At 65.1% G+C, this 22,626-nt stretch carries 22 protein-coding genes; 6 read left to right on the top strand and 16 right to left on the bottom strand.

From position 1 onward, the window contains the following. Window positions 1-92: 92 nt before the first annotated feature. Window positions 93-506, bottom strand: coding sequence for an archease (locus ACFOJE_RS05420; protein ID WP_377813269.1), 414 nt, complete (start codon window positions 504-506; stop codon window positions 93-95). Between the two features lie 303 nt (window positions 507-809). Further along, window positions 810-1,262, bottom strand: a complete 453-nt coding sequence (locus tag ACFOJE_RS05425; RefSeq protein WP_377813270.1) for an RrF2 family transcriptional regulator — start codon at window positions 1,260-1,262, stop codon at window positions 810-812. Window positions 1,263-1,629: 367 nt separating this feature from the next. On the opposite strand from ACFOJE_RS05425, the gene norV reads away from it, so the two are divergent. Both norV and ACFOJE_RS05435 read left to right on the top strand, forming a co-directional pair. Then, window positions 1,630-3,024, top strand: coding sequence for an anaerobic nitric oxide reductase flavorubredoxin (gene norV, locus ACFOJE_RS05430; RefSeq protein WP_377813271.1), 1,395 nt, complete (start codon window positions 1,630-1,632; stop codon window positions 3,022-3,024). Window positions 3,025-3,048: 24 nt separating this feature from the next. Then, a complete protein-coding gene (locus tag ACFOJE_RS05435) occupies window positions 3,049-4,167 on the top strand; it encodes an FAD-dependent oxidoreductase (protein ID WP_377813272.1) in 1,119 nt (372 codons plus the stop codon). A gap of 265 nt (window positions 4,168-4,432) precedes the next feature. Here the strand turns inward: ACFOJE_RS05435 and ACFOJE_RS05440 are convergent, their stop codons facing one another. Beyond that, the gene (locus ACFOJE_RS05440) at window positions 4,433-5,053 is read right to left on the bottom strand and encodes a nucleoside triphosphate hydrolase (RefSeq protein ID WP_377813273.1); all 621 of its coding nucleotides are present in this window, start codon (window positions 5,051-5,053) and stop codon (window positions 4,433-4,435) included. Between the two features lie 229 nt (window positions 5,054-5,282). Next, the gene (locus tag ACFOJE_RS05445; protein WP_377813274.1) at window positions 5,283-6,155 is read right to left on the bottom strand and encodes a hypothetical protein; all 873 of its coding nucleotides are present in this window, start codon (window positions 6,153-6,155) and stop codon (window positions 5,283-5,285) included. A gap of 553 nt (window positions 6,156-6,708) precedes the next feature. On the opposite strand from ACFOJE_RS05445, the gene ACFOJE_RS05450 reads away from it, so the two are divergent. Next, window positions 6,709-7,128, top strand: coding sequence for a hypothetical protein (locus tag ACFOJE_RS05450; RefSeq protein WP_377813275.1), 420 nt, complete (start codon window positions 6,709-6,711; stop codon window positions 7,126-7,128). A gap of 132 nt (window positions 7,129-7,260) precedes the next feature. On the opposite strand, the gene ACFOJE_RS05455 is transcribed toward ACFOJE_RS05450, so the two are convergent. After that, window positions 7,261-7,788: a hypothetical protein gene (locus ACFOJE_RS05455; protein WP_377813276.1), complete on the bottom strand. Its 528-nt coding sequence runs from the start codon at window positions 7,786-7,788 to the stop codon at window positions 7,261-7,263. Between the two features lie 10 nt (window positions 7,789-7,798). Continuing rightward, the gene (locus ACFOJE_RS05460) at window positions 7,799-8,968 is read right to left on the bottom strand and encodes a zinc-dependent alcohol dehydrogenase (protein ID WP_377813278.1); all 1,170 of its coding nucleotides are present in this window, start codon (window positions 8,966-8,968) and stop codon (window positions 7,799-7,801) included. 243 nt (window positions 8,969-9,211) lie between these two features. Between ACFOJE_RS05460 and ACFOJE_RS05465 the strand changes: the two genes are divergently transcribed. Further along, complete coding sequence (locus tag ACFOJE_RS05465) at window positions 9,212-9,649, top strand: DUF2267 domain-containing protein (RefSeq protein WP_377813279.1); 438 nt, start codon at window positions 9,212-9,214, stop codon at window positions 9,647-9,649. 21 nt (window positions 9,650-9,670) lie between these two features. On the opposite strand, the gene ACFOJE_RS05470 is transcribed toward ACFOJE_RS05465, so the two are convergent. From ACFOJE_RS05470 to ACFOJE_RS05500, 7 genes are all read right to left on the bottom strand, one after another. Beyond that, on the bottom strand, window positions 9,671-10,795 hold the full coding sequence (locus ACFOJE_RS05470; protein WP_377813280.1) for a S1C family serine protease: 1,125 nt from the start codon (window positions 10,793-10,795) through the stop codon (window positions 9,671-9,673). 161 nt (window positions 10,796-10,956) lie between these two features. Continuing rightward, the gene (locus ACFOJE_RS05475) at window positions 10,957-11,817 is read right to left on the bottom strand and encodes an EamA family transporter (protein ID WP_377813281.1); all 861 of its coding nucleotides are present in this window, start codon (window positions 11,815-11,817) and stop codon (window positions 10,957-10,959) included. A 111-nt stretch (window positions 11,818-11,928) separates the two neighbouring features. Further along, window positions 11,929-12,273, bottom strand: coding sequence for a DMT family transporter (locus tag ACFOJE_RS05480; protein WP_377813282.1), 345 nt, complete (start codon window positions 12,271-12,273; stop codon window positions 11,929-11,931). A gap of 202 nt (window positions 12,274-12,475) precedes the next feature. Continuing rightward, on the bottom strand, window positions 12,476-13,609 hold the full coding sequence (locus ACFOJE_RS05485) for an aminomethyltransferase family protein (RefSeq protein ID WP_377813283.1): 1,134 nt from the start codon (window positions 13,607-13,609) through the stop codon (window positions 12,476-12,478). 139 nt (window positions 13,610-13,748) lie between these two features. After that, window positions 13,749-14,771: a heme-dependent oxidative N-demethylase family protein gene (locus ACFOJE_RS05490; protein ID WP_377813284.1), complete on the bottom strand. Its 1,023-nt coding sequence runs from the start codon at window positions 14,769-14,771 to the stop codon at window positions 13,749-13,751. Window positions 14,772-14,782: 11 nt separating this feature from the next. Then, window positions 14,783-15,727, bottom strand: coding sequence for a PDR/VanB family oxidoreductase (locus ACFOJE_RS05495; RefSeq protein ID WP_377813285.1), 945 nt, complete (start codon window positions 15,725-15,727; stop codon window positions 14,783-14,785). After that, a complete protein-coding gene (locus tag ACFOJE_RS05500; protein WP_377813286.1) occupies window positions 15,724-16,272 on the bottom strand; it encodes a dimethylamine monooxygenase subunit DmmA family protein in 549 nt (182 codons plus the stop codon). Before ACFOJE_RS05500 ends, ACFOJE_RS05495 begins: the two co-directional genes overlap by 4 nt. Before the next feature lie 1,007 nt (window positions 16,273-17,279). Here ACFOJE_RS05500 and ACFOJE_RS05505 point away from each other — a divergent pair. Continuing rightward, window positions 17,280-18,659, top strand: coding sequence for a hypothetical protein (locus tag ACFOJE_RS05505; protein WP_377813287.1), 1,380 nt, complete (start codon window positions 17,280-17,282; stop codon window positions 18,657-18,659). A gap of 225 nt (window positions 18,660-18,884) precedes the next feature. Further along, window positions 18,885-19,199, top strand: a complete 315-nt coding sequence (locus ACFOJE_RS05510) for a DUF2845 domain-containing protein (protein ID WP_377813288.1) — start codon at window positions 18,885-18,887, stop codon at window positions 19,197-19,199. Window positions 19,200-19,232: 33 nt separating this feature from the next. Here the strand turns inward: ACFOJE_RS05510 and ACFOJE_RS05515 are convergent, their stop codons facing one another. The 3 genes from ACFOJE_RS05515 to ACFOJE_RS05525 all read right to left on the bottom strand — a co-directional run bounded on the left by ACFOJE_RS05515 (window position 19,233) and on the right by ACFOJE_RS05525 (window position 22,575). Continuing rightward, window positions 19,233-19,634, bottom strand: coding sequence for a cupin domain-containing protein (locus ACFOJE_RS05515; RefSeq protein ID WP_377813289.1), 402 nt, complete (start codon window positions 19,632-19,634; stop codon window positions 19,233-19,235). Between the two features lie 87 nt (window positions 19,635-19,721). Beyond that, on the bottom strand, window positions 19,722-21,050 hold the full coding sequence (locus ACFOJE_RS05520; protein ID WP_377813290.1) for an ammonium transporter: 1,329 nt from the start codon (window positions 21,048-21,050) through the stop codon (window positions 19,722-19,724). A 199-nt stretch (window positions 21,051-21,249) separates the two neighbouring features. After that, window positions 21,250-22,575, bottom strand: a complete 1,326-nt coding sequence (locus ACFOJE_RS05525; RefSeq protein ID WP_377813291.1) for an FMN-binding glutamate synthase family protein — start codon at window positions 22,573-22,575, stop codon at window positions 21,250-21,252. Between the last annotated feature and the right edge of the window lie 51 nt (window positions 22,576-22,626).

Consider the following 22,626-nt stretch of genomic DNA (forward strand, 5'->3'; position numbering starts at 1 on the left):
ATGCGCCATCACATCAGGTTAGCAGCCCGTCGAGAAACCGGCCTGCTGGCCATCCGGCGCCGGCTACGATCAGGCGCCATGGCATTCGCAGCTCAGACGTCCACCACGCACTGCGCCAGCCACCGGCCATCCGCCTGCCGGGCCACCTTCAGCTCGCAGAAGGACGCCCCCTTCACCTCCGCCGCCGGCCGGTGACGGCCCACCTCCACCGCCTCGCCCCAGGCCGTGGCGCGCAACCGCTCGCCCTCCAGCGCCACCTCGAAGCGGGAGAACAGCATGCTGCGCGTGGCCATCTCGAAGATCAGTGCGTTCAGCCAGTCCACCAGCAGCAGCTCGGCATCCGGCGCGGAGCACTCTATGACCACCGCCCGCTCCGGCACCACCCTGGCCGGATCGCAGATCACCGACGTCAGCGCCATCGCCGCCTCGGCGAAGGCCGCGGCCGGCGTGGCGCCGATGCCGCGCACGCCGATATCGGCTTCGTGGGGGAAGGTCTGATGGGGCATGGCTGGTATTGAGCCTGGCCTGGCTGGTCTACCGGAAAGAATAGCCAGTACCGGAAAGCATCGGGCCTCGCCGCCCAAAGAAGGCTGAGGCGCTGTCAGCCCGAATGGCCATAACCGTAATGACGCATAGGGCGCTCGCAATCGGCGACATGAAGCCCCGCACACTGCACCGACGCTCGGGCCACAGCGTATCGCCGCGATCCTGCGAAGCAGCGTTTTCAGTTCTGCGAACACCGCCTCGGTCGGATCGAGGATGAAGTCCAGCAGACATCTCCGCCGGGCAATGGAGAGCGGCCCGCGGTCTCAGCGTGCGTCGCCGGAAAGGAAATGCTGGTGTAGCCGAATCACGGTTTCCGCGGTGCGGGCCTTGCAAACATCCGCCAGTGTGTATTCGTCCATTTTCGCGTAGAACGCCCTCAATCCCGCATCCAGCGCGCCCTTCAGTAGGCAGGTGTCTTTCAGGGCGCACGCGGGCTCGGCGCAGTCGATTAACTGGCTAGTCTCTTCCAGGTTGCGCAGGATGAAACCCAGGCGCAAGTGCTGGGCCTCGGGCGCCAGCCCCAGGCCGCCATTGCGTCCACGCACCGATTGCACCCAGCCCAGGTTCGCCATGCGGCTGACGACCTTGGACAGGTTGCTGTGTGGCACATCGAACTGCCGGGCGATTTCGCCGATGGTAACGGGGAGGGTGCGGTCCTGATAGGTCAGATAGATCATGACGCGCAACCCCAGGTCGGTGAAACGAGTGAGTTGCATAGGCATAGGACTCCAGTGGGGACCAGGCGAGCCTGTAATGTACATTATAAATGTGTATTACAGGCTCGCTTAGCGGGCACTGCCGCATAAGTGATGCCGAGCGCTCCAGGCACTTCGGGGCGGACCCGCCGCATGCCCCCGCATTCTCCCCCGCTACCGCTCCACCCACTGACCCGAGTATCTGCTTGGCTCATGGACGCACTGGGACCAAGAGGCGCCCGGCATTCCAACCGACATCACGGAGAGTCACCTCGCTTGATGAGGATCAATAAAACTCATCTCGCCCAATAACATTCATTTACGGTGAATGTTATCCGCCTTAAGATTCATCGCAAATGAATCTTAAGGCCTGAGGAGGTTTTCATTCATGGCATTCACCGTCAAAAACAACATCCGCTGGGTTGGCAAACAAGATTGGGAATTGCGCGAGTTCCACGGTAGCGAATACAGCACCCATCGGGGCTCCAGCTATAACAGCTATCTGATCAAGGAAGAAAAAATCGCGCTCATCGATACCGTCTGGGCGCCTTACGCCGAAGAATTCGTCGCCAATCTGGCCAAGGAGATCGACCTCGGCGCTATCGACTACATCATCGCCAACCATGGCGAGATCGATCACAGTGGCGCCTTGCCGGCGCTGATGGCGCGCATCCCGGACACCCCGATCTACTGCACCGCCAACGGCGCCAAATCGCTGCGCGGCCATTATCACCAGGACTGGAATTTCCGGATCGTCAAAACCGGGGACAGTCTCGATCTCGGCAACGGCAAGCAACTGGTCTTCGTCGAGATGCCGATGCTGCACTGGCCGGACAGCATGGCCACCTACCTGACCGGCGACGCCGTGCTGTTCAGCAACGATGCCTTCGGCCAGCACTATGCCAGTGCCCAGATGTTCAACGACCTGTGCGATCCAGTCGAACTGCAGGAGGAGTGCATCAAGTATTACGCCAACATCCTGACGCCCTTCAGCCCGCTGGTCACCCAGAAGATTCACGAGGTTCTGGCGCTGAACCTGCCGATCGATATGATCGCCACCAGTCACGGCATCATCTGGCGCGACAAGCCGACCCAGATTGTCGAGCAGTACCTGAAATGGGCCGACAATTATCAGGAGAACCAGATCACCCTGGTCTACGACACCATGTGGAACGGCACCCGCATGATGGCCGAGGCGATTGCCGAAGGCATCCGCAAGGCCGACCGGGATGTCGTGATCAAGCTGTTCAACCTGTCCAACACCGACAAGAACGACGTCCTGACCCACGTGTTCAGGTCCAAGGCCATTCTGGTCGGCAGCCCGACCGTCAACAACGTGATGTTGCCGCACGTTGCCGCCCTGCTCGAGGAAATGACCGGCTTGCGTTTCAAGAACAAGGCGGCCGCCGCCTTCGGCACCCACGGCTGGAGCGGCGGGGCGGTGGAACGCATCACCAAGCGCCTGGACGACGCCGGTTTCCGCGTACTCAACCCCGGCCTCACCGCCGAATGGCGCCCAACCGACGACGCCCTCGCCCAGGGGGTGAGTTTTGGCGAGGCGTTTATCGAACAACTGGGCAAGACCGGGCAGAACACGGCGGGCGACCTGGCAACCTGCGCGGACAGCGGCAAGATGCGCTGCCAGACCTGCTCGTGGACTTATGACCCGCAACAGGGGGAAGCCACCCAGGGTGTTGCCGCCGGCACAGCCTGGCAGGACGTTGCGGAGACCTTCCTCTGCCCAGTGTGCTTCATGGGTAAAAGCGACTTCGTCCCTGCGTAACCGACCGCTCCCGGAGAAAATGCGATGAAAAAGCCTCTCGTCATCATCGGCAGCGGCCATGCCGGCTACACGCTGGCCAGGGCGTTCCGCCAACACGACACCACCACACCGGTCGTCGTCCTCACCGAGGATGGAGGCGAGTACTATCCCAAGCCGCAGCTGAGCCACGGATTTGGCCATCAGGCCAGTGTTGAGCAACTGGTCCAGAACAGTGCCACCGGCATGGCCGCCGAGCTGAAGATCATGGTGAGACCGCATACCCGGGTCAGCGCGATTGACTTCGCCGCCCAGAAGGTCTCGGCGGGAGAGGCACAGATCCCGTACAGCAACCTTGTCCTGGCAGTCGGCGCCGAGCCGTTCGTGCCGCCCATCGACGGCGATGGCGCGCAGGACATCCTGACCTTGAACAATCTGGAGCAGTACCGGCGTTATCTCGACAAGCTCAATCAGAGTGAACGCGTACTGGTCATCGGGGGCGGCCTGATCGGTACCGAAATCGCCCACGATATCTCCCTTTATAAACAGGTCACCCTAGTCGACCCTGGCACCCGCCTTCTGGAGCGTCTGGTGCCCGAGGTGGTCAGCCAGCGTCTGCACAGTGCCATTGGCTCGGTGACACTGCATTTGGGGACCGAGGTCAAACAGGTCAACCGAGCAGCAAGGGGATACCTCGTGACGCTTGCCGGAGGCGAAACGCTGGCGGTGGATGCCGTGGTCTGCGCCGCCGGCCTGAAACCCCGGCTTGGACTGGCAACCGGGCTGAAGACAGGGCGCGGGATCGTCGTCGATGCCTATTTACGCACTTCGGCCCCGCATGTGTACGCCCTGGGAGATTGTGCGGAAATCGAAGGGCAGATCCTGCCCTTCCTGCAACCGATCACGCTGTCGGCCAATGCCTTGGCCAAAACGCTGGCTGGCGATCTCACGGCGGTCCGCTTTGGCCCGCTGCCGGTGGCGGTGAAAACACCGCGTTACCCTATCCAGCTCGCCGGGGTCACACAAGGCAACACTCTCGACTGGCAGATCAGTGAAGGAGAAGACGGGCTAACCGCCCTCGCCCATCACGGCAACCAACTGGTCGGCTACGTGACCACCGGCACCCGTAACGGATTCAGTCTGCTACCCCAGCTCGTACGCCGATAAACGGCCATTCGAGATCATTGAATAAGCACCCTATGGGGCGGCGCTAACAGCTTGCCGCCCCACGGTAAAATCGGCTCCGCCTGGGTTCTCCGAGCCCTGCCCATGCTCGGTCCGTTTGCCGATCAGGTACGTGAGGCGAAACTGGACAGTCTGGGCCGATGCACTGGCGCTGCTGGGCAAGCATGTGGACTTCGTTCGATCGGCTCGCTGCCGCCAAGACCTTGATAGGCGTCGGCAGCATCGGGCAGATGGAGGTCATGCCAAGTCAATAACACTTCATGACGGCACTAACGACCTCTCGTGCCTGTTCGAGAACCTTTTCCAAAGGCTCTGTCGAATCGAGATCAACGATCGGAGCACCATTGAAAGACAATTTCGGCACGACGTTGATCTTCTTCTCTAGGGCAGCAAGCCGGTGGTCGGGCTTTCGTTTAAAGGCAGTTTCCAGATCGACGTTCAGTCGCAGCACGACATCGGGGCGAACCGCCGCCATCCTCTTGTAAAGCCAGGACTCCAGATGCATGAGCATCTTCGCTCCGAAGTCCGAGAGTTTCCGATCGGTCAAATGGGGGCCATCCATTTCCCCGGGCACGACTATCTGCGGATATCGATCCGTCAGAATCGCGCGCCCCAGACAGTGAAAGAAAGACATTCTCGTGAAGCGGACCACGCGCCTCATGGACGCTATGAACATGACCAGAGCGACCGGAAAAGATATGCCCTTCTGGCGGGCGGATGCGCCCACTTTGCTGATGCCGTTATCGACTTTCTTGCCCAGGGAAGAATGTTTGCGCATGGCTCGGCGCAGATTGCCCGTCTGTTTCCCGAGGTGGCACAGCGTCGTGGGCCTATAACCCGACATGAAGCTCAGTATTTCCTGGCTCACGGTCGATTTCCCGCTGCCATCCGACCCGACGATCGCGATGATTGGGGCCTTTCGCCCCGGCACCCTACTAAAATGCATGTGTTTATGGCTCACCAATTATGGATACCTCATCGCCCAACCACGTATTCCGTGGCAGCGGTGAAGTCCGGTGTTGAATGTTTTCGAGTCCGCAATATGTCTGTCGGGTGATCGGCAATCGGAGCCAGCTCTACCACCATCAGACGAGTGCCTATACTTCAGCCACGGATCTGTGCAGACCTTTCTGGGTCATTACCAAAGCCCGGATCCTGCTGGCGATCTCATCCGGCAGTTTGAACTTCTGCTTTTCATAATCGAGTTCTTTGCGCATTTCCTGCAGAACCAGCTCATCATGCATTTTCCCCATGAGTCCATTTATGGTGGCGAGGAAAAGAGAGAGTTCATCGAGTTCGGGAGATGGATATAGCGTGCGGCGTGTATCGTTCAGCGCTATGCGACGACTCACGATTTTACGTAACTCGTGAAACTGCCGAGCGGTAAGATATGTTTCTTCTCCCACGGCATCGGCAAGCTGCTGATTCTCTGTCGCGATATAGCGCTGGAAACTTTCGAGGGTAGAGAGCTGAGCCTTCACGAGGCTTTCATGCAACTCCCCGAAGAAACCAGGACGAAGTCGGCACCACAGTTTGATACCTCGCCAGAGAGTGCGCAGCTTCTGGCCGTTCTTGAAGGAATCCTGGAAGCCCCCCATGAGCCGAGTGATGGTATGAAGTCTCTCGGGGTACGAGTGCTGCTCACTATAGTTGGCACAGGCAAAACGGATCTGTTTGAAACGTGCGCGGATGAGCTTGAAGCTAGTGGTTTGTTCGGGCGTAGCCGAGCGATGGAAGGTGATGGCGGCGACAAGGCGGCGTGTATAAGACACATTCACACCGGAGACCAGAAGTTGCCAAGCAAGACGGTAACAATTAGCCAGTTCTACTACTGTAAAATCCGGCTCGGGCTTTCTCGGACAACATGCATCGAGAGTAATCACGTCGTTGTCCGAAATATTCTGCATCAAAGCCTTGAGTTGGGCTTCGGTGACTTTTGGAGACTCAAGAGAAAAAGAAGAACTCGGCATTAGAAAACGCTGCCTGCCTGCTTAAAATAATAATTTGTCTGGTTGCCTTGTGGGTTAACCCTTTTAACTTTATGCAACCCAGTAATCCATATGTTAAATTTGCGTTAAAATCAAAAATATTGTATCGACAGTATACGTGAGTTTCGCGTCGCTAAAACAGCGAGCCCCGATAAAAAGCCCTTCCCCAGGGACGCATAGCAGGCCGATGCCGGCCTGCGCGAGTTCGCGAACGTGCTGCTCGCCATCCCCCTCGACGCCTACTGTGCCCGCGAGTGCGACCCGCGGACTCGGGCTCCAGCCCCCGCCGGACCGGGATACAAGGGCGGGCATGGATCTGCCCCAAAGCAATCGGATCGGTCAGCGAGCCAGGCCGATATTTCGCGCTCGACGTGCCCATGATGAAGTCCGCCCTGCTGGGCGCCTTTCCCAGGCATCGCCCTTGCATGAGCGAGCCGCCCGGCTGGTTCGGTCGCGGCGCATCCCGTGCTCTGCCGCCAGGCGATCGACGGCCATTCACCCCATTCACCCCCCAAAAACAATCAGGAGTCTCTTGATGAAGCGTTTCGCCCTTCTCGCACTCGGCCTCGCCTGCTGCAGCGCCTATGCCCAGCCGTCCTTCACCGGCACGGACTACAGCGGCGTCTACGATTGCACCGGCGACGACCACCATGAGGGGAAATACACCGGCACCGTCACCCTCGATCTGGTCCGCGCGCAGAGCGCGGGCGAGTACGGCGCCTACCGCTTCAAGCTGGAAGTGCCCGGTTTCGGTGCATACCCGGGCCATGCCGCCGTGCAGGGCCAGCAGATGGCCGTGCATTTCGCCAATACCGATCAGTCGCAGAAGGACTACGGCACCGGCATCGCCTCGTTCGGCAAGAACCCGGCGGGCAAGTGGGCCTTCACCAAGTACTACTACCAGCCGGAATACAAGGGCGGGAACTACGGCATCGAGTCCTGCACCCAGAAGTGAACCGACGGCCCCGGAGTGGCCCAGGCCGGGCGCCCGCCCGGCACCGCTCCGGGGCATCGACCGGCCCGGACCAGTCCCGATGGGCGCTACCGGTGCACAGGCCCACGCCCTCCCTCACGCCCCCCGCCTCGCTCACGCCGGCCCGACGCCGATCTCCGCCCGCATGTCCGCCGGTGTCCGGAAATCGCCGGCCGCGCCGCGCATGGCCTCGGCCGGGCGGGGAAAGCCGCTGCGCTGGCCGTAGTCGGCGACGTGCATATCGCGCGGACGAACGTGCCGCTCGCTCAGGGAGCGGGCCGTGAGGGCTTCCAGCAGCGTGCAGCCGAGCAGCAGGGCCATGACCAGCCTGACGTTGTCGCGCTTGGGGTTGTCGGTGGACAGGCCCGGCGCCAGCAAGGCCAGATCCAGGGCGTTGCCGGCGAAGCGGGTGCGGATGGCCGGTGTCGGGTTGTCGCTCAGCGCACCTATCCCGTTGAGCATCTTTCCCGCACCGCAGGCACGCACCAGCGTTTCGCGGCCCTCCAGCCCCAGGGGACGGGTGATCCGGCGCGGGGCGAGGAGTTGCAGGAGCCCGATGCCCAGGGCGAAGTAGCCGAGGCCGCGGGCGAGCCGGTCGGAAGGGGCCAGGGATGAGGTGGCAAGGCTTTGCAGGGAATTCATGGCGTTCTCCTCAGGGCTTGAGCACCACCTTGATGCAGTTGTCGAGCTTGTCGCGGAACACCCGGTACATGTCCGGGCCCTGCTCCAGCCCCACCTGGTGGGTGATGACGAAGGACGGATCGATCTGCCCCGCCTCGATGCGCCGCAGCAGGTCGTCGGTCCAGCGGTTGACGTGGGTCTGCCCGGTGCGCACGGTCAGGCCCTTGTTCATCAGCGGGCCCATCGGCAGCTTGTCCACCAGCCCGCCGTAGACGCCGGGGATCGACAGCACCCCGGCCGGGCGGCAGACGTAGATCATCTCGCGCAGCACGTGGGGGCGATCGGTCTCCAGCATCACCGCCTGCTTGGCGCGGTCGTACACCGAATCTAGGGAGCGTGTGGCATGGGCTTCCAGGCCGACGGCGTCGATGCACTTCTCCGGGCCCTTGCCGCGGGTCAGCTCGTTGAGCCGCTCGAGCACGCTCTCCTCGTCGGAGTTGATGGCGATGGCCCCGCCGGCCTCGGCCATGGACAGGCGCTCCGGCACCCGGTCGATGCAGATCACCTGACGGGCGCCGAGCAGCACCGCGCTGCGCACGCAGAACTGGCCGACCGGCCCGGCGCCCCAGATGGCCACGGTGTCGCCGGACTGCACGTCGCACTGCACCACGGCCTGCCAGCCGGTGGGGAAGATGTCGCCGAGGAACAGCACCTGCTCGTCGCTGAGGCTGTCCGGCACCTTGATGTGAGTGGTGTCGGCGAAGGGCACCCGCACGTACTCGGCCTGCCCGCCTGCGTAGCCGCCGGTCAGGTGGCTGTAGCCGAAGAGGCCGGCGGTGGCGTGGCCGAAGGCCTTGTCGCCCAGCTCCCGGTTGCGGTTGCTGCGCTCGCAGACCGAATAGTTGCCGCGCAGGCACTGCTCGCACTCGCCGCAGAAGATGGTGAAGGGCACCACCACGCGGTCGCCCGGCCTGAGCCGGTGGACATCCGCGCCGACCTCCACCACCTCGCCCATGAACTCGTGGCCCATCACGTCGCCGCTTTCCATACCGGGGATGAAGTGGTCGTAGAGGTGCAGGTCGGAGCCGCAGATGGCGCAGCTGGAGACTTTGACGATGGCGTCGCGGGGGTCTTCGATGCTCGGGTCGGGGACCGTGTCGTAGCGGATGTCGTTCTTGCCGTGCCAGCAGAGCGCCTTCATGGATGCCTCCCCTGTGGATGGCTTCCCGGCAGCGCACGCGGCATCCCCTCGCGCGACGGCCTGGCCGGGCCTCGGGCATCGCCGCATCCTCGACGACGTTACAGGGTGGGACAGCGGGAAAGCGGCAAAAGGTTCAGCGGCGCGGCCCCCGCAACTCATCGGGTCGCCCGCGTCCCGCCGGGACGACGCGCGGGCCGCCGGGTCCATTCGTTTATCCATCCACCCCGCAGCGGAGGTAGAGCCATGACCAGGCAGGCCGATGTACTGGGCAAGGCGGTCCGGCAGAGCAGTCTCTGGCTCGACGAAGTGAGCGAACGGCTGGAGACCGAGGACCGGGAAACGGCTATGCAGGCGCTGCGCGCCGTGTTGATGTCGGTGCGCGAACGGATCGGCCCGGACAACGCAGCGCATCTGGCGGCGCAGTTGCCGGTGCTGATCCGGGGAATCTTCTACGACGGCTTCCGCCCGGCGGCCGAGCCGAGCAAGGAGCGCACCCGCGAGGCCTTCCTGGCCAAGGTGCGCGGGGCGGTGACCCACCTCGGCGTCGAACCCGAGCAGGCGACCCGAGCGGTGCTGGCGGTGATGGCGCGCCACATCGACCCGAACGAAGCGGCCAAGGTGGCCGACCTGTTCCCGGCCGAGCTGCGCGACCTGTGGCCCGACGGCGAGCGGCGGCCCTGAAGCCAACCGCCGGCCGAGGTCTCAGGAACCGGGCTGCAGGGTCACCCGGACCTCGCGCTGCTGGTCGCCGCGGGTCACGGAGAGCCGCACCTGATCGCCGATCCGGTAGTCGTCGAGGGTCGCCAGCAGTTGCTCGACCGTCTTGACCTCCTGGCCCTCCACCGCGGTGATGACGTCGCCGGGCACGACGCTGCCGTCGCGGGCGAAGCCCACGCCCTTGAGCCCCGCCGCCTCGGCGGCCGAGCCGCGGGGCACGCCGAGGACGAAGACGCCCTCGACGCCGGTCAGCTCGGTGAGGCGCTGGTTGGCGCCGGTGTCCACCTCGATGCCCAGGACCGGCTGCAGGTACTTCCCGGTCTTGATGATCTGCGGCACCACGCGGTTGACCGAGTCCACCGGCACGGCGAAGCCGATTCCGGCGGAAGCGCCGCTGGGGCTGTAGATCGCGGTGTTGATGCCGATCAGGCGGCCGGCCGAGTCCAGCAGCGGTCCGCCGGAGTTGCCCGGGTTGATCGCGGCGTCCGTCTGGATCAGATGGTTGATGGAGGGGCCGCCGTCGCCCGCCAGGCTGCGGTCCAGAGCCGAGACGATGCCGGTGGTCAGGGTCCAGTCGAGGCCGAAGGGGTTGCCGATGGCGAAGACCTTCTGGCCCACCCTCAGATCGCTGCTGGTGCCCAGCGGCACCGGCGGCGGCCGCTTGAAGCCCACGCCGATGCGCAGCACGGCGATGTCGTGCTCGGGCGAGGTGCCGACCAGGGCGGCCTTGAAGCTGCGCCCGTCGGCCAGCTTGACCAGCGCCTCGCTGGCACCTTCCACCACATGGTAGTTGGTGACCACGTGGCCCTCGTCGTCCCAGATGAAGCCCGAGCCGGTGCCCCGCGGCACCGAGAACACGTTGCGGGTCCAGAAATCCACCACCTGCGCCCGGGTGGTGATGAACACCACGGAATGCCGGGCCTTCTCGAACAGCTCGATGGTGGACTTCTCGTCGGCCGCCAGATCGCCCCGGGCCTGGACCACGCGCGGCGCGGCATCGGTGGTGGTGCCGAGCCACAGGGGGAGATCCGGCAGCCCGCGCCAGAGCACGGTCAGCACGCCGGCGGCCAGCGTGACGCCGAACAGACGGGCGAGGAAACGGTCGCGCATGAAACAACTCCTGCTGGATGTGCCGATGAACGAGGCCGGACCTGGACCGGGTGCCCTCCTCCGACTCGCCGGCCGGAGAGGCGCGGTAGCGGCCCATGGCCAGTACCCAGTCCTACTTTACCGCGTCCGGCCGGATCGCGGATCGCCTGCGAAGAGCGTTCTCAGGCCTCCCGCGCCGCGACCGGCACGGCCCGCTCCGTGCCCAGCACCAGGGCGATGCCGCCGAGCACGGCCACGGCGGCGAGGGCCAGGCGCAGGCTCAGGGCCTCGCCGAGCAGCAGGGCACCGGCCAAGGCGGCGAGAATCGGCACGCTGAGCTGCACGGTCGCCGCCTGCAGGGAGCCCAGCCCGCGCAGGGCGCTGTACCAGACGGCGTAGCCGAGCCCCGAGGTCAGCGCGCCGGAGAGCAGCGCGTAACACAGCCCAAGCGGGTCCGGCTGGCTGTGCGCCGCGAGCGCCAGGCTGAGCAGCAGGGTCAGCGGGATGGCCCGGAGAAAGTTGCCGGCGGTGGCGGCCAGCGGATCGGCGGCACCGCGCCCGAGCAGCGAGTAGACCGCCCAGGCCAGGCCGGCCAGCAGCATCAACACGGCCCCGCCCGGAGCCGGAGCACCGGCGCCCGGCAGCAGCAGGGCGACCAGTCCGCCGAGGGCCAGCAGCAGCCCGCCGCAACCCCAGGCGCCCAGGCGCTCGCCGCGGCGCAGACCATGCAGGAGCATGCCGAGCTGCACCGCGCCGAACAGCAGCAGCGCGCCAACGCCGGTATCCAGCTGCCGATAGGCGAAGGAGAAGCCGGCGGCGTAGACGAACAGCGCGCAGGCGCCGGCCCAGCTGCCGCCCTTCTTCGCCGGCTGCGATCCCAGACGCAGCAGCAGCCAGAGGGTCAGCGCGCCGGCGAGGAGGCGCACGCCGGTGAAGCTGGCCGGATCGAGGGCGGTGTCCCGCAGGGCGAGACGGCAGAGCAGCGAATTGCCGGCGAAGGCCAGCATGGCCAGGGCGGTCGCCAGCAGGGTGCGGACAGGCATGGGGCGTCCCTTCGTAGGGTCCGTTTTCCGTCCAGTCTAGCCGCTGTGCCAGCGGACCGGCACCGGCGCCGCGCCACTACGGCAGGCGCCGGCCGCTCCCGAAGATCCGCCTCAGCCTGCGTGGGGCGAGAACAGCTTCAGGCCCGCCACCCCGCCGACGATCAGCATCAGGCAGGCGATGCGCCCCAGGTTGGCCGGCTCGCCGAGGAAGGCGATGCCGTAGACGGCGGTGCCCACCGCGCCGATGCCGACCCACACCGCGTAGGCGGTGCCGACCGGCAGGGTGCGGGTGGCCAGGGACAGCAGGTAGAGGCTGAGGCCGATGAAGAAGACGCAGTAGAGGGTCGGCCACGGCCGGGTGAAGCCCTGGGTCCTGGGGATCACCGCGGCGTAGCAGATCTCGCTGAGGCCGGCGCACAGGAGCAGCCACCAGCCGGCACTGGAACCACCGAACATTCATGCCTCCTCGTGGCGCGGAGGCAAGCCGCCGCGCCCGGAATCGTGCGCCTGCCCGATGCCCCGGGCAGGCGCCGGAAAAAGATGGGCGGCCGCACAGACAAGCCGTGAAGCCGCCCTGTTCCCTTGCCCCAGGAACGCTGCTACGAACCGGCCGGAGCCCCGTGACGGGTCACGGGGCGGCGGACCGGCTCCGAAAACCTCAACCCTTGGCGGTGCGCTTCTTCTTCTCCGGATCGTCGAACGGCATGGTGTGGGCGATGGCCTTGACGTTCAGGCTGCCGCGCACTTCCAGGGCGGTGCCCTGCTCGGCGTAGGCCACGTCCATCCGGGCGATGGCCATGGACTTGCCGGTCAGGCGCGAGTAGACGCCCGCGGTGATCAGGCCCACCTGCTTGCCGTCGGCCCACAGGGTGTCGCCGCCGGCCGCCGCCTGCTGGCCTTCCAGCAGCACGCCGAAGATCTTGAAGCGCTCCTTGCCCTTGAGCCTTGCATGTTCCAGGCCACCGCGGAACTCGCCCTTGGTCGGCGACACGGTGAAGTCCAGCCCCAGCTCCCAGAGGGTGTCGCCGGCCGCCTGGTCGGCGAAGGGATACATCTCGGAGTTGTCGTAGGGGAAGAACAGCAGGTAGCTCTCCACCCGCAGCCAGTCCAGCGCGGTGAACGGGCAGGGAATGATGCCCATGGACTTGCCCTGCTCCAGGATGGTGTCCCAGATCAGCGGCGCGTCGGCGGCCTTGCAGAAGATCTCGTAGCCGCGCTCGCCGGTGTAGCCGGTGCGGGAGATCATCACCGGGCAGCCGAACAGCTTGGTCTGCATGTGGTGGAAGTACGGCAGGTCGCGGATGCCCGGCACGTGCTCGGCGAGGAAGTCCACCGCCAGCGGGCCCTGCAGGGACAGGTCGTGCAGGTCGTCGTCGAACAGCACGGCGACCTGGCGGCCCTGGGCCGAGCGGACCAGCATCTCGTGGCCACTGCCGGCGCCGTGCACCACCATGAAGGCGTTCGGGCCGGTGCGGTAGATCACGCAGTCGTCGACGAACTTGCCCTGCTCGTTGAGCATGGTGGCGTAGACCGACTTGCCCGGGTACAGCTTGGAGACGTCGCGGCTGGTGGCGTACTCCAGCAGGGATTCGGCGTGCGGGCCGACGTAGTGCACCTTCTTCAGGCCTGATACGTCCATCAGACCGGCGCGGGTGCGGATCGCCTCGTGGGCGTCGGCCAGGTCGACGGACTCGTAGGTCCAGGCGGTGCCCATGCCGTTCCAGTCTTCGAGCTTCGAGCCTAGGGCGCGGTGACGTTCGCCGAGGGCGGAAATGCGCCAGGAATTGGCCATGTTGATTCTCCTTGAGTCTTCTGGGCGGCGCCGGGCCTTCCGGCGCACGCAAGGGTTGTCGCGGGGCGGACCGCTGCGGCCGCCCGCCCGTGGAAATCGCTGGTTCTGCGGGCAGCGCCGGAGCCTGCCCGCCCGTCGGCTACGCCGCGGCTTCGGGGTCGTACTGGCGCAGCCAGTCCACCACCGTCTGCCGGTAGCGGGAGAGGCCCTTGTAGTCGGCCAGCGCCTGCGGCAGGTCGCGCAGCACGCGGTGCAGACGCTGGGCCCAGGCCGGGTTTGTAACCAGCTCCTCGAGGCTGATCAGGTAGGTCCGGATGCTGAACATCAGCGCGTTGCTGCGCGCCAGACGGGCCATGAACTGCAACTCGACGCGCAGGTGCACCAGGCGGCCGACGTTCTCCGGGGTCACCATGCCGCGCTCGCGGCCCCACTCGTGGAAGGTCTCGGAGGAGGTGTCCAGCCGCGGGTTGATGGTCATGGTCCAGTTCAGGCGGCGCACCGGGCGGTCCACCTGGATGTTCAGCAGGTACTTCAGGGCGCGGTCGAACACGCCCAGCTCGTGGGCCATGGGCACCGGCGAGTGCCACTGCTTGAAGCTCATGCCGGCGTCGAAGGCCAGCGACCAGTCGGCGGGGCCGGTGACGATGCCGGCATCCATGAACAGGTCGTTGTCGCGCTGATCGAGCAGGGCGAAGTCGCCCTGCACCTGGCGGCCGATGTACTCCAGCGGCTCGTACGGCAGGGTGTCGGCGTCGCCGAAGGTGAAGCTTTGGCGGATGTCCTGGACGTGGTTTTCCCAGGTCCACTGGTCGCCGTCACGGGTCAGGCGGAACAGCTCCGGATAGTCGGCGGCCAGGTGGGTCATGATGACTTCCAGGGTGTCCCAGCAGGCCTCGTGCATGTGCGGCATGACGATGCAGCGCTGCGGGTCCTTCTGCAGCACCTTGGCGCGCTCGGTGGTCTCCGAGCGGTAGTGCTCGTCGATGTCGAACCAGTGCTCGTAGATCGAGCCCGGCGCGCCGGGCGTGGCCGGCTCGATGTTCACCGAATACATGTACTGGTCTTCGGGGAACGGGAAGGGAAAGCGGGCGATGGCCTCGGGGCTGTTACGGAAGGTGAAATCGTCCCGGTAGCTTTCCAGGGGTTTCAGGGTGACCGGCATGGAGACTCCTCCTATAAGTCGAGCGTAAGGGTGCTGCCACAACGGCCGCGGGAGACACAGGGCATCAGGGCGGTGGCGCGCTCTTCCTCGCTGAGGTAGCTGTCGCGGTGCTCCACGTCGCCCTTCAGGAAGGGGGTCGTGCACTGGCCGCAGACGCCGCCGCGGCACAGGTTGGGAACTTCCACCCCGGCCTGCTCCAGCGCTTCGAGCAGGCTGGTGTCGCCGGGGACCTCGATGCGCTTGCCGCTGGAGGCCAGTTCGGCGACGAAAGGCGAGCCGGGCTCGGCCGCGGCGAAGGCTTCCCAGTGCACCCGCTTGTCGGCCCAGCCCAGGCGGGCGGCGGTTTCACGTACGTCGTCGATCAGGGCCTGCGGTCCGCAGACGTAGACATGGCTGCCCAGCGGCCGCTCGGCCAGCGCCTCGCCCAGGTCTAGGCGCCGCCCGGCGGCGGCGTCGTAGGCGTGGAAGCGCTCGCCCAGGCGCTCGGCCAGCTCGGCGCGGTAGGCGTCGGTCAGGCCGCCGCGGCAGGCGTAGTGCAGCTCGAAGCTGGCGCCGCGGCGCTCCAGTTCGGCGATGTAGGCGAGGAACGGGGTGATGCCGATCCCGCCGGCCACCAGCACGTGATGGCGGGCCTGGGAGCTCGGCGCGAACAGGTTGGCCGGCGGCGAGAGCTGCAGGCGGTCGCCCTCCTTGACCTGCTCGTGCAGGAAGCGCGAACCGCCGCGGGAGTCGTCCTGCAGGCGCACGGCGATACGGTAGCTCGAAGGCTCGGACGGGTCGCCGAGCAGCGAATAGGCGTTGCGCAGGGCGCGGCCGGGCACCGGCAGGTGCACCTGCACGTGGCTGCCGGCGGAGAAGCGCGGCAGCTTGCCGTCGACGGCGGCAAAGGTGAATTCGCGCACCAGCGGCGTCAGCTGGCGGATGGTCTTGACTTCGACGTCGAGCAGCGGGTTCATGCCTTGTCCTCCCCGTGCGGATGGTCCGGATCGATGCAGACGCCCATGTAGGCGCCGAGACGCTGGGAGAAGTGATCGCGCACCAGCAGGTGCACACCGCAGCCGGTGCAGACCGTCTCCCCTTCGGCGCCGATGCTCTGCCGGGTCGAGCAATGCACGCAGTACATCTCGCGGCGCTCGCCGGTCTTAATCAGTTCGATTTCCTCGCCCAGGAGGCCGGCGTTGCGCGCCAAGGCGCTGACCTGCCAGAGGAAGCTCTCGTCGCCGCAGACGTACAGACGGGTGCCCACCGGCGACCAGGACAGCAGATCGCGCAACTTGGTTTCGAGCATCTGCGGATCGTTGCAGCCCTGCCCGGCATCGCCCTGCAGGCTGAGCATCGTCAGCGGCTGCCCGGCGGACTGCAGGCGCTCGTGCAGATCGGCGGCGGCCTGCAGGGTCGCGTTCTGCACGACCAGCAGGCGCCGACTGGCGGGCAAGATCGTTTCTGGTAACGGCGCGTACACCGGCTTGCTGGCCATGGTTCCGGCAGCTTCGTGACTCATCGTGTGACCCTCGCGCAATTCGGCCGATCAGGGCGCTGTCCTGGAGCCGAAAAAATTATCGAGAAGAACATTTTGTTCATCACAGGAAAGCATCATGCATGCCAGGATTTAGTAACTGCATGATTTACAAGGGCTTTTATTTGTTTGAACACGAAAAGCGTGGATTTCAGCGCTGACGGAGCGCCGATTCGTGCACAACCCTTGATCGCGGACGCCCGAAAAGGCGCCATTTGGATGCAGCCGGGGAGAAAAATCCCCGGACGTGCGGCGATGCCCATGAGCCTTTTGCGGGGAAAGAAAGAGTCCGCCAAGACTGGCCGAACCCGTGAACCGTGGTTATCGACGGACCGCCGTTAATTAGGGAAGAGGCACCTCGCCGCAATAGCCTTATATTCAGTAAGGCCATTGCTCGACCCTACCCGGAAACAATCCCGACCACTAACTAAAAGCAACTTTCTTCTATTGCCGAAAGAGTCAACCCGAACACTCTCGCGTATTCCGAGCGGAACTCGGAAAGTTCCGATTCCGCAACTAACGACACGCCCGCTATATTCGCCGCCCGCACCGAACACCGACCGGAAAATAAATAATCCCATTTCAGTGCATCTCGCCTGATAACAAACCAAAACGGGGCACACGTATTGGCGGGGCCTTGGGACCTGTTCTTCATCCAATTGCAACCGGAAACACCCAAAGCAGTGCACCAACCTTCATGCAATGCACTTCCTTGATGCATTTCTACCCGTCATGGCCCGCTGCCACGGCCATTTCCCTCGTTTCCATGGATTTTTCACAAGTTGGCAAGGCATGTGCTTAGGAGGTTCCCGAGCTAGCGTAAAAGCAAATAAGCGCTGACACGCCGCACACAACTTTGACTCTTGCTCTCGATGAAACGAAGAACAACTTCGGAAGCCGCCGGAAATGGATAGCCAGGCAACTGCTAACAGTTCCGATCGAACATCGAGCGCATGTATCGAACGAATTAGAGACTGAGGGGAGATAAAACAATGGCAGGAAGTATCCGCCCGATAACCAGGCTGGCCTCCGCCGGCGCGCTGGTCGCAGGGTTGCAGCTGATGGGCGGCACGGCAGCCCATGCCTTCGAGGTTTACTCCGACGAGGAAAGCAAGACCAAGCTGGACGCCAAACTCAGCGCTGTGTACGGCTTCTTCAGCAGCCAGAAGAGCTACAACGGCTTCGCTCAGGGCCAGCAGCACCATGGCCGGACCAACTGGCACGAAGGCTATGCAAAGTACGGCGTGTACGGCGAAACCGGCTTCGGCCTGCCGGCCGGCAGCACCATCTACGGCGGCCTATCCGCCATTTCCAGCGGCACCTGGGGCGACGGCGACGCCGGCGGCTTCAGTAGCGGTCACGAATACCGCACCGCCTTCGAAGAAACCTACGGCGGCTGGAAATCCGGCAATCTCTTCCCCTTCCTCGGCGAGAACGGTCTGGACATCTCCGGTGGTAGCCAGAACCTGGTGATCGGCAAGGGCTTCATCATCAACAACGACATGTTCCAGTACGGCGACACCTTCGGCAAATCGTACGACCGCGGCGGCATGTACTACCTCTCCGGCCGTTCGGCGTTCGACAAGACCGCCGTGGTGCGCGTGGGCGGAGCCAGCGGTCCGCGCGGCGAGTTCGCCTGGGTCAAGTCCGACAACATGGGCCAGGGCGCCATGGAATTCGCCTTGGCCAACCTGGAGTACAACGCCGAAAACAGTTCCGTGGCCTTCATGTACTTGAAGGGTATCGACGTCAGCCAGAGAGCCGCGCGCGAGTTTGCCGACTACTTCGCCGAGCGGGACGGCATGGACCTGTACAACCTGCGCGGCAGCACCAACGCCGGCATCGAGAACCTGACCCTCGACATGGAACTGGTCTACGAGGACAAGGTCAGCGACGGCTTCGCCGGCTATGCGGCAGCGGCCTACGACTTCGCCGACGTGGCCTGGACCCCGCGCCTGAGCTACCGCTACTCGCGCTTCTCCAAGCACTACGACGCACTGTTCTTCGGCTACCAGCGCTACGGTACCTGGTGGCAGGGCGAGGTCGCCGGCGACTACTCCGGCCCGTACAACATGAACAGCGATATCCACCAGCTGAGCCTGTTGCTGCACCCGCACGAAACCGTGACCCTCGGTGCCAACGCCTACCACTTCCACACCATCGACAGCCACCAGAAATACGCTGGCAACAACGTCAACGCGTCCGGCGACGAACTGGACCTGTACATGGAATGGGCGCCGACCCCGACCTATTACGTCGCCCCGCTCCTGGGCCTCTACAAGCCGCATCATGACCGTGCCCACGGCGGTACCCAGAACGGCGACAACAACCTGAACGTCTACCTGCAGATGATCGTCGGCCTGTACTTCTAAGCGACAGTCAGCCCGTAAGCCACAGCCGGAGCGAACCCGGGGCCTCTTCCGGATTCGCCCTTTCCAAAGGTGCAGCCATCTGCACCTTTCTTTTTTTCCGGACGGACGACGCCCGGATACCGCCCGCAATCTCCCGCAGCCCGGCGCCGCGACGAAAACACGCTCCCTTCCCCCGGCATTTCCCGACGAGTGGTAGCATCCCCGCGAATACCGGGGGATATGTCCATGAGCCGTACCTTGATCGCCTACCTGATGGGCGCCGCCCTGCTGACGGCGGCGAGCGCCGGAGCACGGGCCACCACACTGCGCTGCTCCGACGGACTGGTCGACGAGGGCGATCTCAGCGCCGAGGTGCTGCGCAAGTGCGGCGAGCCGGACGACCGCGAAGTGATAGGTCCGGCCCTCGACAACCGCGGATATCCCGTGCGCGGCTCGGCCACCATCGAGCACTGGGTCTACGGCCCGCACAACGGCATGTACCAGTACCTGCGCTTCATCGACGGGCGGCTGGTGGAGACCAGGAACAAGCGCGACGACTGAGTCGCCGTCCCCGACGGGAAAAAGCAGGTCCGCCTACTGACGGGCGGAAGTCTCCGGCCGGTACAGGCGCACGTTCTCCTGCTCGTTGGGATCGTTGCGGGCGATGATGGCAACGGCGCTTTCCGTCTGGCTCAGATTGCGCGGCTGGTGCGGCACGCCGGCGGGAATGAAGAGGAAGTCGCCCGCCTCGTTCACCACCGACTTCTCCAGGCCCTCGCCGTAGCGGGTTTCCACCCGGCCCTGGAGCAGGTAGATGGCCGTTTCGAAGCCCTGGTGATAGTGCGGCTCGGCCTGCGCCCCCGGCGGGATCACCACCCGGTGCATGCAGATGCCGGTGGCGCCGGCGTTGCGCCCGGAGATGCCGAAGAAGGTCGGCAGCCGCTGCAGCGTTTCCGAGCTCGCCTCGGGCCGTACCGTGACCAGATCCCCGCCCATGGCCTCACCTCCGCCGTCGAACCGTTTTTCCCCGCACAAAGCAAAACGCCGGGCAATGCCCGGCGTTCCGTTGTCACTGCGTGCTACTCAGACACTGTAGGCCCGCTCGTTGTGCTCCGCCAGGTCGAGGCCGATCTCCTCATCCTCCTCGGCCACGCGCAGGCCGATGATCAGGTCGACCACCTTGAGGATCACCCAGCTGACCGCGAAGCAGTAGACGAAGGTGAAGGCCACGCTCTTGATCTGGGCCCAGACCTGGGTCACGACCTCGGAGCCCTCCACGTAGCCGCCCAGGCTCGGCGCGCAGAACACGCCGGTGAGGATGGCACCGATGATGCCGCCCACGCCGTGCAGGCCGAACACGTCCAGGCTGTCGTCGTAGCCCAGGCGCTGCTTGAGATGGGTCACGGCGAGGAAGCAGCCCATGCCGGTCAGCAGGCCGATGGCAAGGGCGCCGCCCGGGCCGACGTAGGCGCAGGCCGGGGTGATGCCGACCAGGCCGGCCAGGGCGCCGGAGGCCAGACCCAGGGCGCTGGCGCGGCCGGTCTTGATCATCTCGATCAGCATCCAGCCGACGATGCCGGCGCAGGCGCCGAGCTGGGTAGCCAGCATGGTCACCCCGGAGAGGTTGCTGACCCCAGCCACCGAGCCGACGTTGAAGCCGAACCAGCCGACCCACAGCAGCGCGGCGCCGGTCATGGCCAGCGGCAGGTTGTGCGGTTTCATGGCGGTATGCGGATAGCCCTTGCGCTTGCCCAGCATCACGCAGGCAGCCAGGGCGGCGACGCCCGAGTTGATGTGCACCGCGGTGCCGCCAGCGAAGTCCAGCGCGCCCCAGTTGTGCATCAGCGCACCCGGGCCGCCCCAGACCATGTGCGCCATGGGCGCGTAGACGAAGGTGAACCACAGGGCCATGAACACCACCGCGGCGACGAACTTCATGCGCTCGGCGAAGGCGCCGGCGATCAGCGCCGGCGTGATGATGGCGAAGCTGAGCTGGAAGGTGATGAACACCCCTTCCGGCATGCCCAGCACCAGGCTGTCGGCCTTGAGGCCGGCGAGCATCACGCGCTCGAGCCCGCCGACGAAACTGTGCAGGTTGAATTCACCGGCGACCATGCCGGTCGTGTCGATCACCAGGCTATAGCCGTAGATCACCCAGAGCACGCCGATCACGCCGGCGGCACCCAGGCACTGGGTGAACACCGAGAGCATGTTCTTGGCCCGCAACATGCCGCCGTAGAACAGTGCCAGGCCGGGCAGGCACATGCAGATCACCAGCGCGGTCGCGGTCATCATCCAGGCGCTCACGCCGGTATCCAGGGTTTGCTCCTCGGCGTACGCCAGGGGGGCGAACACCGTCAAGAGCAGTGGCAATGCACGACCGAGCGTGCGGCGTAATGGAGTGATCAACATCGTATAGCTCCTGAAGCGTGGGGAAATCTTGTTGGCAGCTTTCGAGTGTTGCATTCGGTAAGCGATGGACCCGGACCCTGGTCGCCGAAACCTCGGCTCGGGCCTCTTCTTTCTCCATCCATCGCCCGAGGAATCTATCGGAACGGCGGCCGGCACCCTCCCCCGGTGCACGGAGCCTGTCGGCCGCCGTCCGTCCCGCTTAGTAGGTACCCTGACCCGGGACCCAGCCGGTGCCGGCCAGCGGTACGCGGGCCATGGCCGCCGCCTCGACGGTCAGCGCCACCAGGTCTTCCGGATCGAGGTTGTGCAGGTGCGACTTGCCGCAGGCGCGGGCCATGGTCTGGGCTTCCAGCACCAGCACGCGCAGGTAGTTGGCCAGACGGCGACCGCCCTCCACCGGATCGAGGCGCTTGGACAGCTCCGGATCCTGGGTGGTGATGCCGGCCGGGTCGCGGCCGTTCTGCCAGTCGTCGTAGTAGCCGGCGGCCGAACCGATCTTCTTCAGTTCGTCGTCCAGGCGCGGGTGGTTGTCGCCCAGGGCGATCAGCGCCGCGGTACCGATCGCCACCGCGTCGGCGCCCAGGGCCATGGCCTTGGCCACGTCGGCGCCGGTGCGGATGCCGCCGGAGACGATCAGCTGGACCTTGCGGTGCATGTCCATTTCCTGCAGGGCCTGCACGGCCTGCGGGATGGCGGAGAGGATCGGGATACCCACGTGCTCGATGAACACTTCCTGGGTGGCCGCGGTGCCGCCCTGCATGCCGTCGAGGACGATCACGTCGGCGCCGGCCTTCACCGCCAGCTTGACGTCGTAGTACGGGCGGCTGGCGCCGATCTTCACGTAGATCGGTTTTTCCCAGTCGGTGATCTCGCGGATCTCGGCGATCTTGATCGCCAGGTCGTCCGGACCGGTCCAGTCCGGGTGACGGCAGGCGCTACGCTGGTCGACGCCGATCGGCAGGCAGCGCATGCCGGCGACGCGCTCGGTGACCTTCATGCCCAGCAGCATGCCGCCGCCGCCCGGCTTGGCGCCCTGGCCCAGCACCACTTCGATGGCGTCGGCCTTGCGCAGGTCGTCCGGGTTCATGCCGTAGCGCGACGGCAGGTACTGGTAGACCAGGTGCTTGGACTGGCCGCGCTCTTCCGGGGTCATGCCGCCGTCGCCGGTGGTGGTGCTGGTGCCGGCGATGCTGGCGCCACGGCCGAGGGCTTCCTTGGCGTTGGCCGACAGGGCGCCGAAGCTCATGCCGGCGATGGTGACCGGAATCTTCAGGTGGATCGGCTTCTTGGCGAAGCGGGTGCCGAGCACCACTTCGGTGCCGCACTTCTCGCGGTAGCCTTCCAGCGGGTAGCGGGACATGCTGGCGCCGAGCAGCAGCAGGTCGTCGAAGTGCGGCAGCTTGCGCTTGGTGCCGCCGCCGCGGATGTCATAGATGCCGGTTTCGGCGGCGCGCTGGATTTCCTGGATGGTCAGGCGATCGAAGGTGGCGGATTCGCGCAGCACCGGAGGTAATTTTTCGCTCATGTCTGTACTCCTCGTGGCCGGATGGCTGTCTGTGCGCCATCCGGACCTGAA

This window comes from Azotobacter bryophylli, from assembly GCF_042643485.1.
GTDB lineage: Bacteria > Pseudomonadota > Gammaproteobacteria > Pseudomonadales > Pseudomonadaceae > Azotobacter > Azotobacter bryophylli.

Bases quoted from the DNA above. Each gene is read 5' to 3' on its own strand.
- ACFOJE_RS05420 (WP_377813269.1), bottom strand. From the start codon at position 506: ATGCCCCATCAGACCTTCCCCCACGAAGCCGATATCGGCGTGCGCGGC.
- ACFOJE_RS05425 (WP_377813270.1), bottom strand. From the start codon at position 1,262: ATGCAACTCACTCGTTTCACCGACCTGGGGTTGCGCGTCATGATCTAT.
- norV (WP_377813271.1), top strand. From the start codon at position 1,630: ATGGCATTCACCGTCAAAAACAACATCCGCTGGGTTGGCAAACAAGAT.
- ACFOJE_RS05435 (WP_377813272.1), top strand. From the start codon at position 3,049: ATGAAAAAGCCTCTCGTCATCATCGGCAGCGGCCATGCCGGCTACACG.
- ACFOJE_RS05445 (WP_377813274.1), bottom strand. From the start codon at position 6,155: ATGCCGAGTTCTTCTTTTTCTCTTGAGTCTCCAAAAGTCACCGAAGCC.
- ACFOJE_RS05450 (WP_377813275.1), top strand. From the start codon at position 6,709: ATGAAGCGTTTCGCCCTTCTCGCACTCGGCCTCGCCTGCTGCAGCGCC.
- ACFOJE_RS05455 (WP_377813276.1), bottom strand. From the start codon at position 7,788: ATGAATTCCCTGCAAAGCCTTGCCACCTCATCCCTGGCCCCTTCCGAC.
- ACFOJE_RS05460 (WP_377813278.1), bottom strand. From the start codon at position 8,968: ATGAAGGCGCTCTGCTGGCACGGCAAGAACGACATCCGCTACGACACG.
- ACFOJE_RS05465 (WP_377813279.1), top strand. From the start codon at position 9,212: ATGACCAGGCAGGCCGATGTACTGGGCAAGGCGGTCCGGCAGAGCAGT.
- ACFOJE_RS05470 (WP_377813280.1), bottom strand. From the start codon at position 10,795: ATGCGCGACCGTTTCCTCGCCCGTCTGTTCGGCGTCACGCTGGCCGCC.
- ACFOJE_RS05475 (WP_377813281.1), bottom strand. From the start codon at position 11,817: ATGCCTGTCCGCACCCTGCTGGCGACCGCCCTGGCCATGCTGGCCTTC.
- ACFOJE_RS05480 (WP_377813282.1), bottom strand. From the start codon at position 12,273: ATGTTCGGTGGTTCCAGTGCCGGCTGGTGGCTGCTCCTGTGCGCCGGC.
- ACFOJE_RS05485 (WP_377813283.1), bottom strand. From the start codon at position 13,609: ATGGCCAATTCCTGGCGCATTTCCGCCCTCGGCGAACGTCACCGCGCC.
- ACFOJE_RS05490 (WP_377813284.1), bottom strand. From the start codon at position 14,771: ATGCCGGTCACCCTGAAACCCCTGGAAAGCTACCGGGACGATTTCACC.
- ACFOJE_RS05495 (WP_377813285.1), bottom strand. From the start codon at position 15,727: ATGAACCCGCTGCTCGACGTCGAAGTCAAGACCATCCGCCAGCTGACG.
- ACFOJE_RS05500 (WP_377813286.1), bottom strand. From the start codon at position 16,272: ATGAGTCACGAAGCTGCCGGAACCATGGCCAGCAAGCCGGTGTACGCG.
- ACFOJE_RS05505 (WP_377813287.1), top strand. From the start codon at position 17,280: ATGGCAGGAAGTATCCGCCCGATAACCAGGCTGGCCTCCGCCGGCGCG.
- ACFOJE_RS05510 (WP_377813288.1), top strand. From the start codon at position 18,885: ATGAGCCGTACCTTGATCGCCTACCTGATGGGCGCCGCCCTGCTGACG.
- ACFOJE_RS05515 (WP_377813289.1), bottom strand. From the start codon at position 19,634: ATGGGCGGGGATCTGGTCACGGTACGGCCCGAGGCGAGCTCGGAAACG.
- ACFOJE_RS05520 (WP_377813290.1), bottom strand. From the start codon at position 21,050: ATGTTGATCACTCCATTACGCCGCACGCTCGGTCGTGCATTGCCACTG.
- ACFOJE_RS05525 (WP_377813291.1), bottom strand. From the start codon at position 22,575: ATGAGCGAAAAATTACCTCCGGTGCTGCGCGAATCCGCCACCTTCGAT.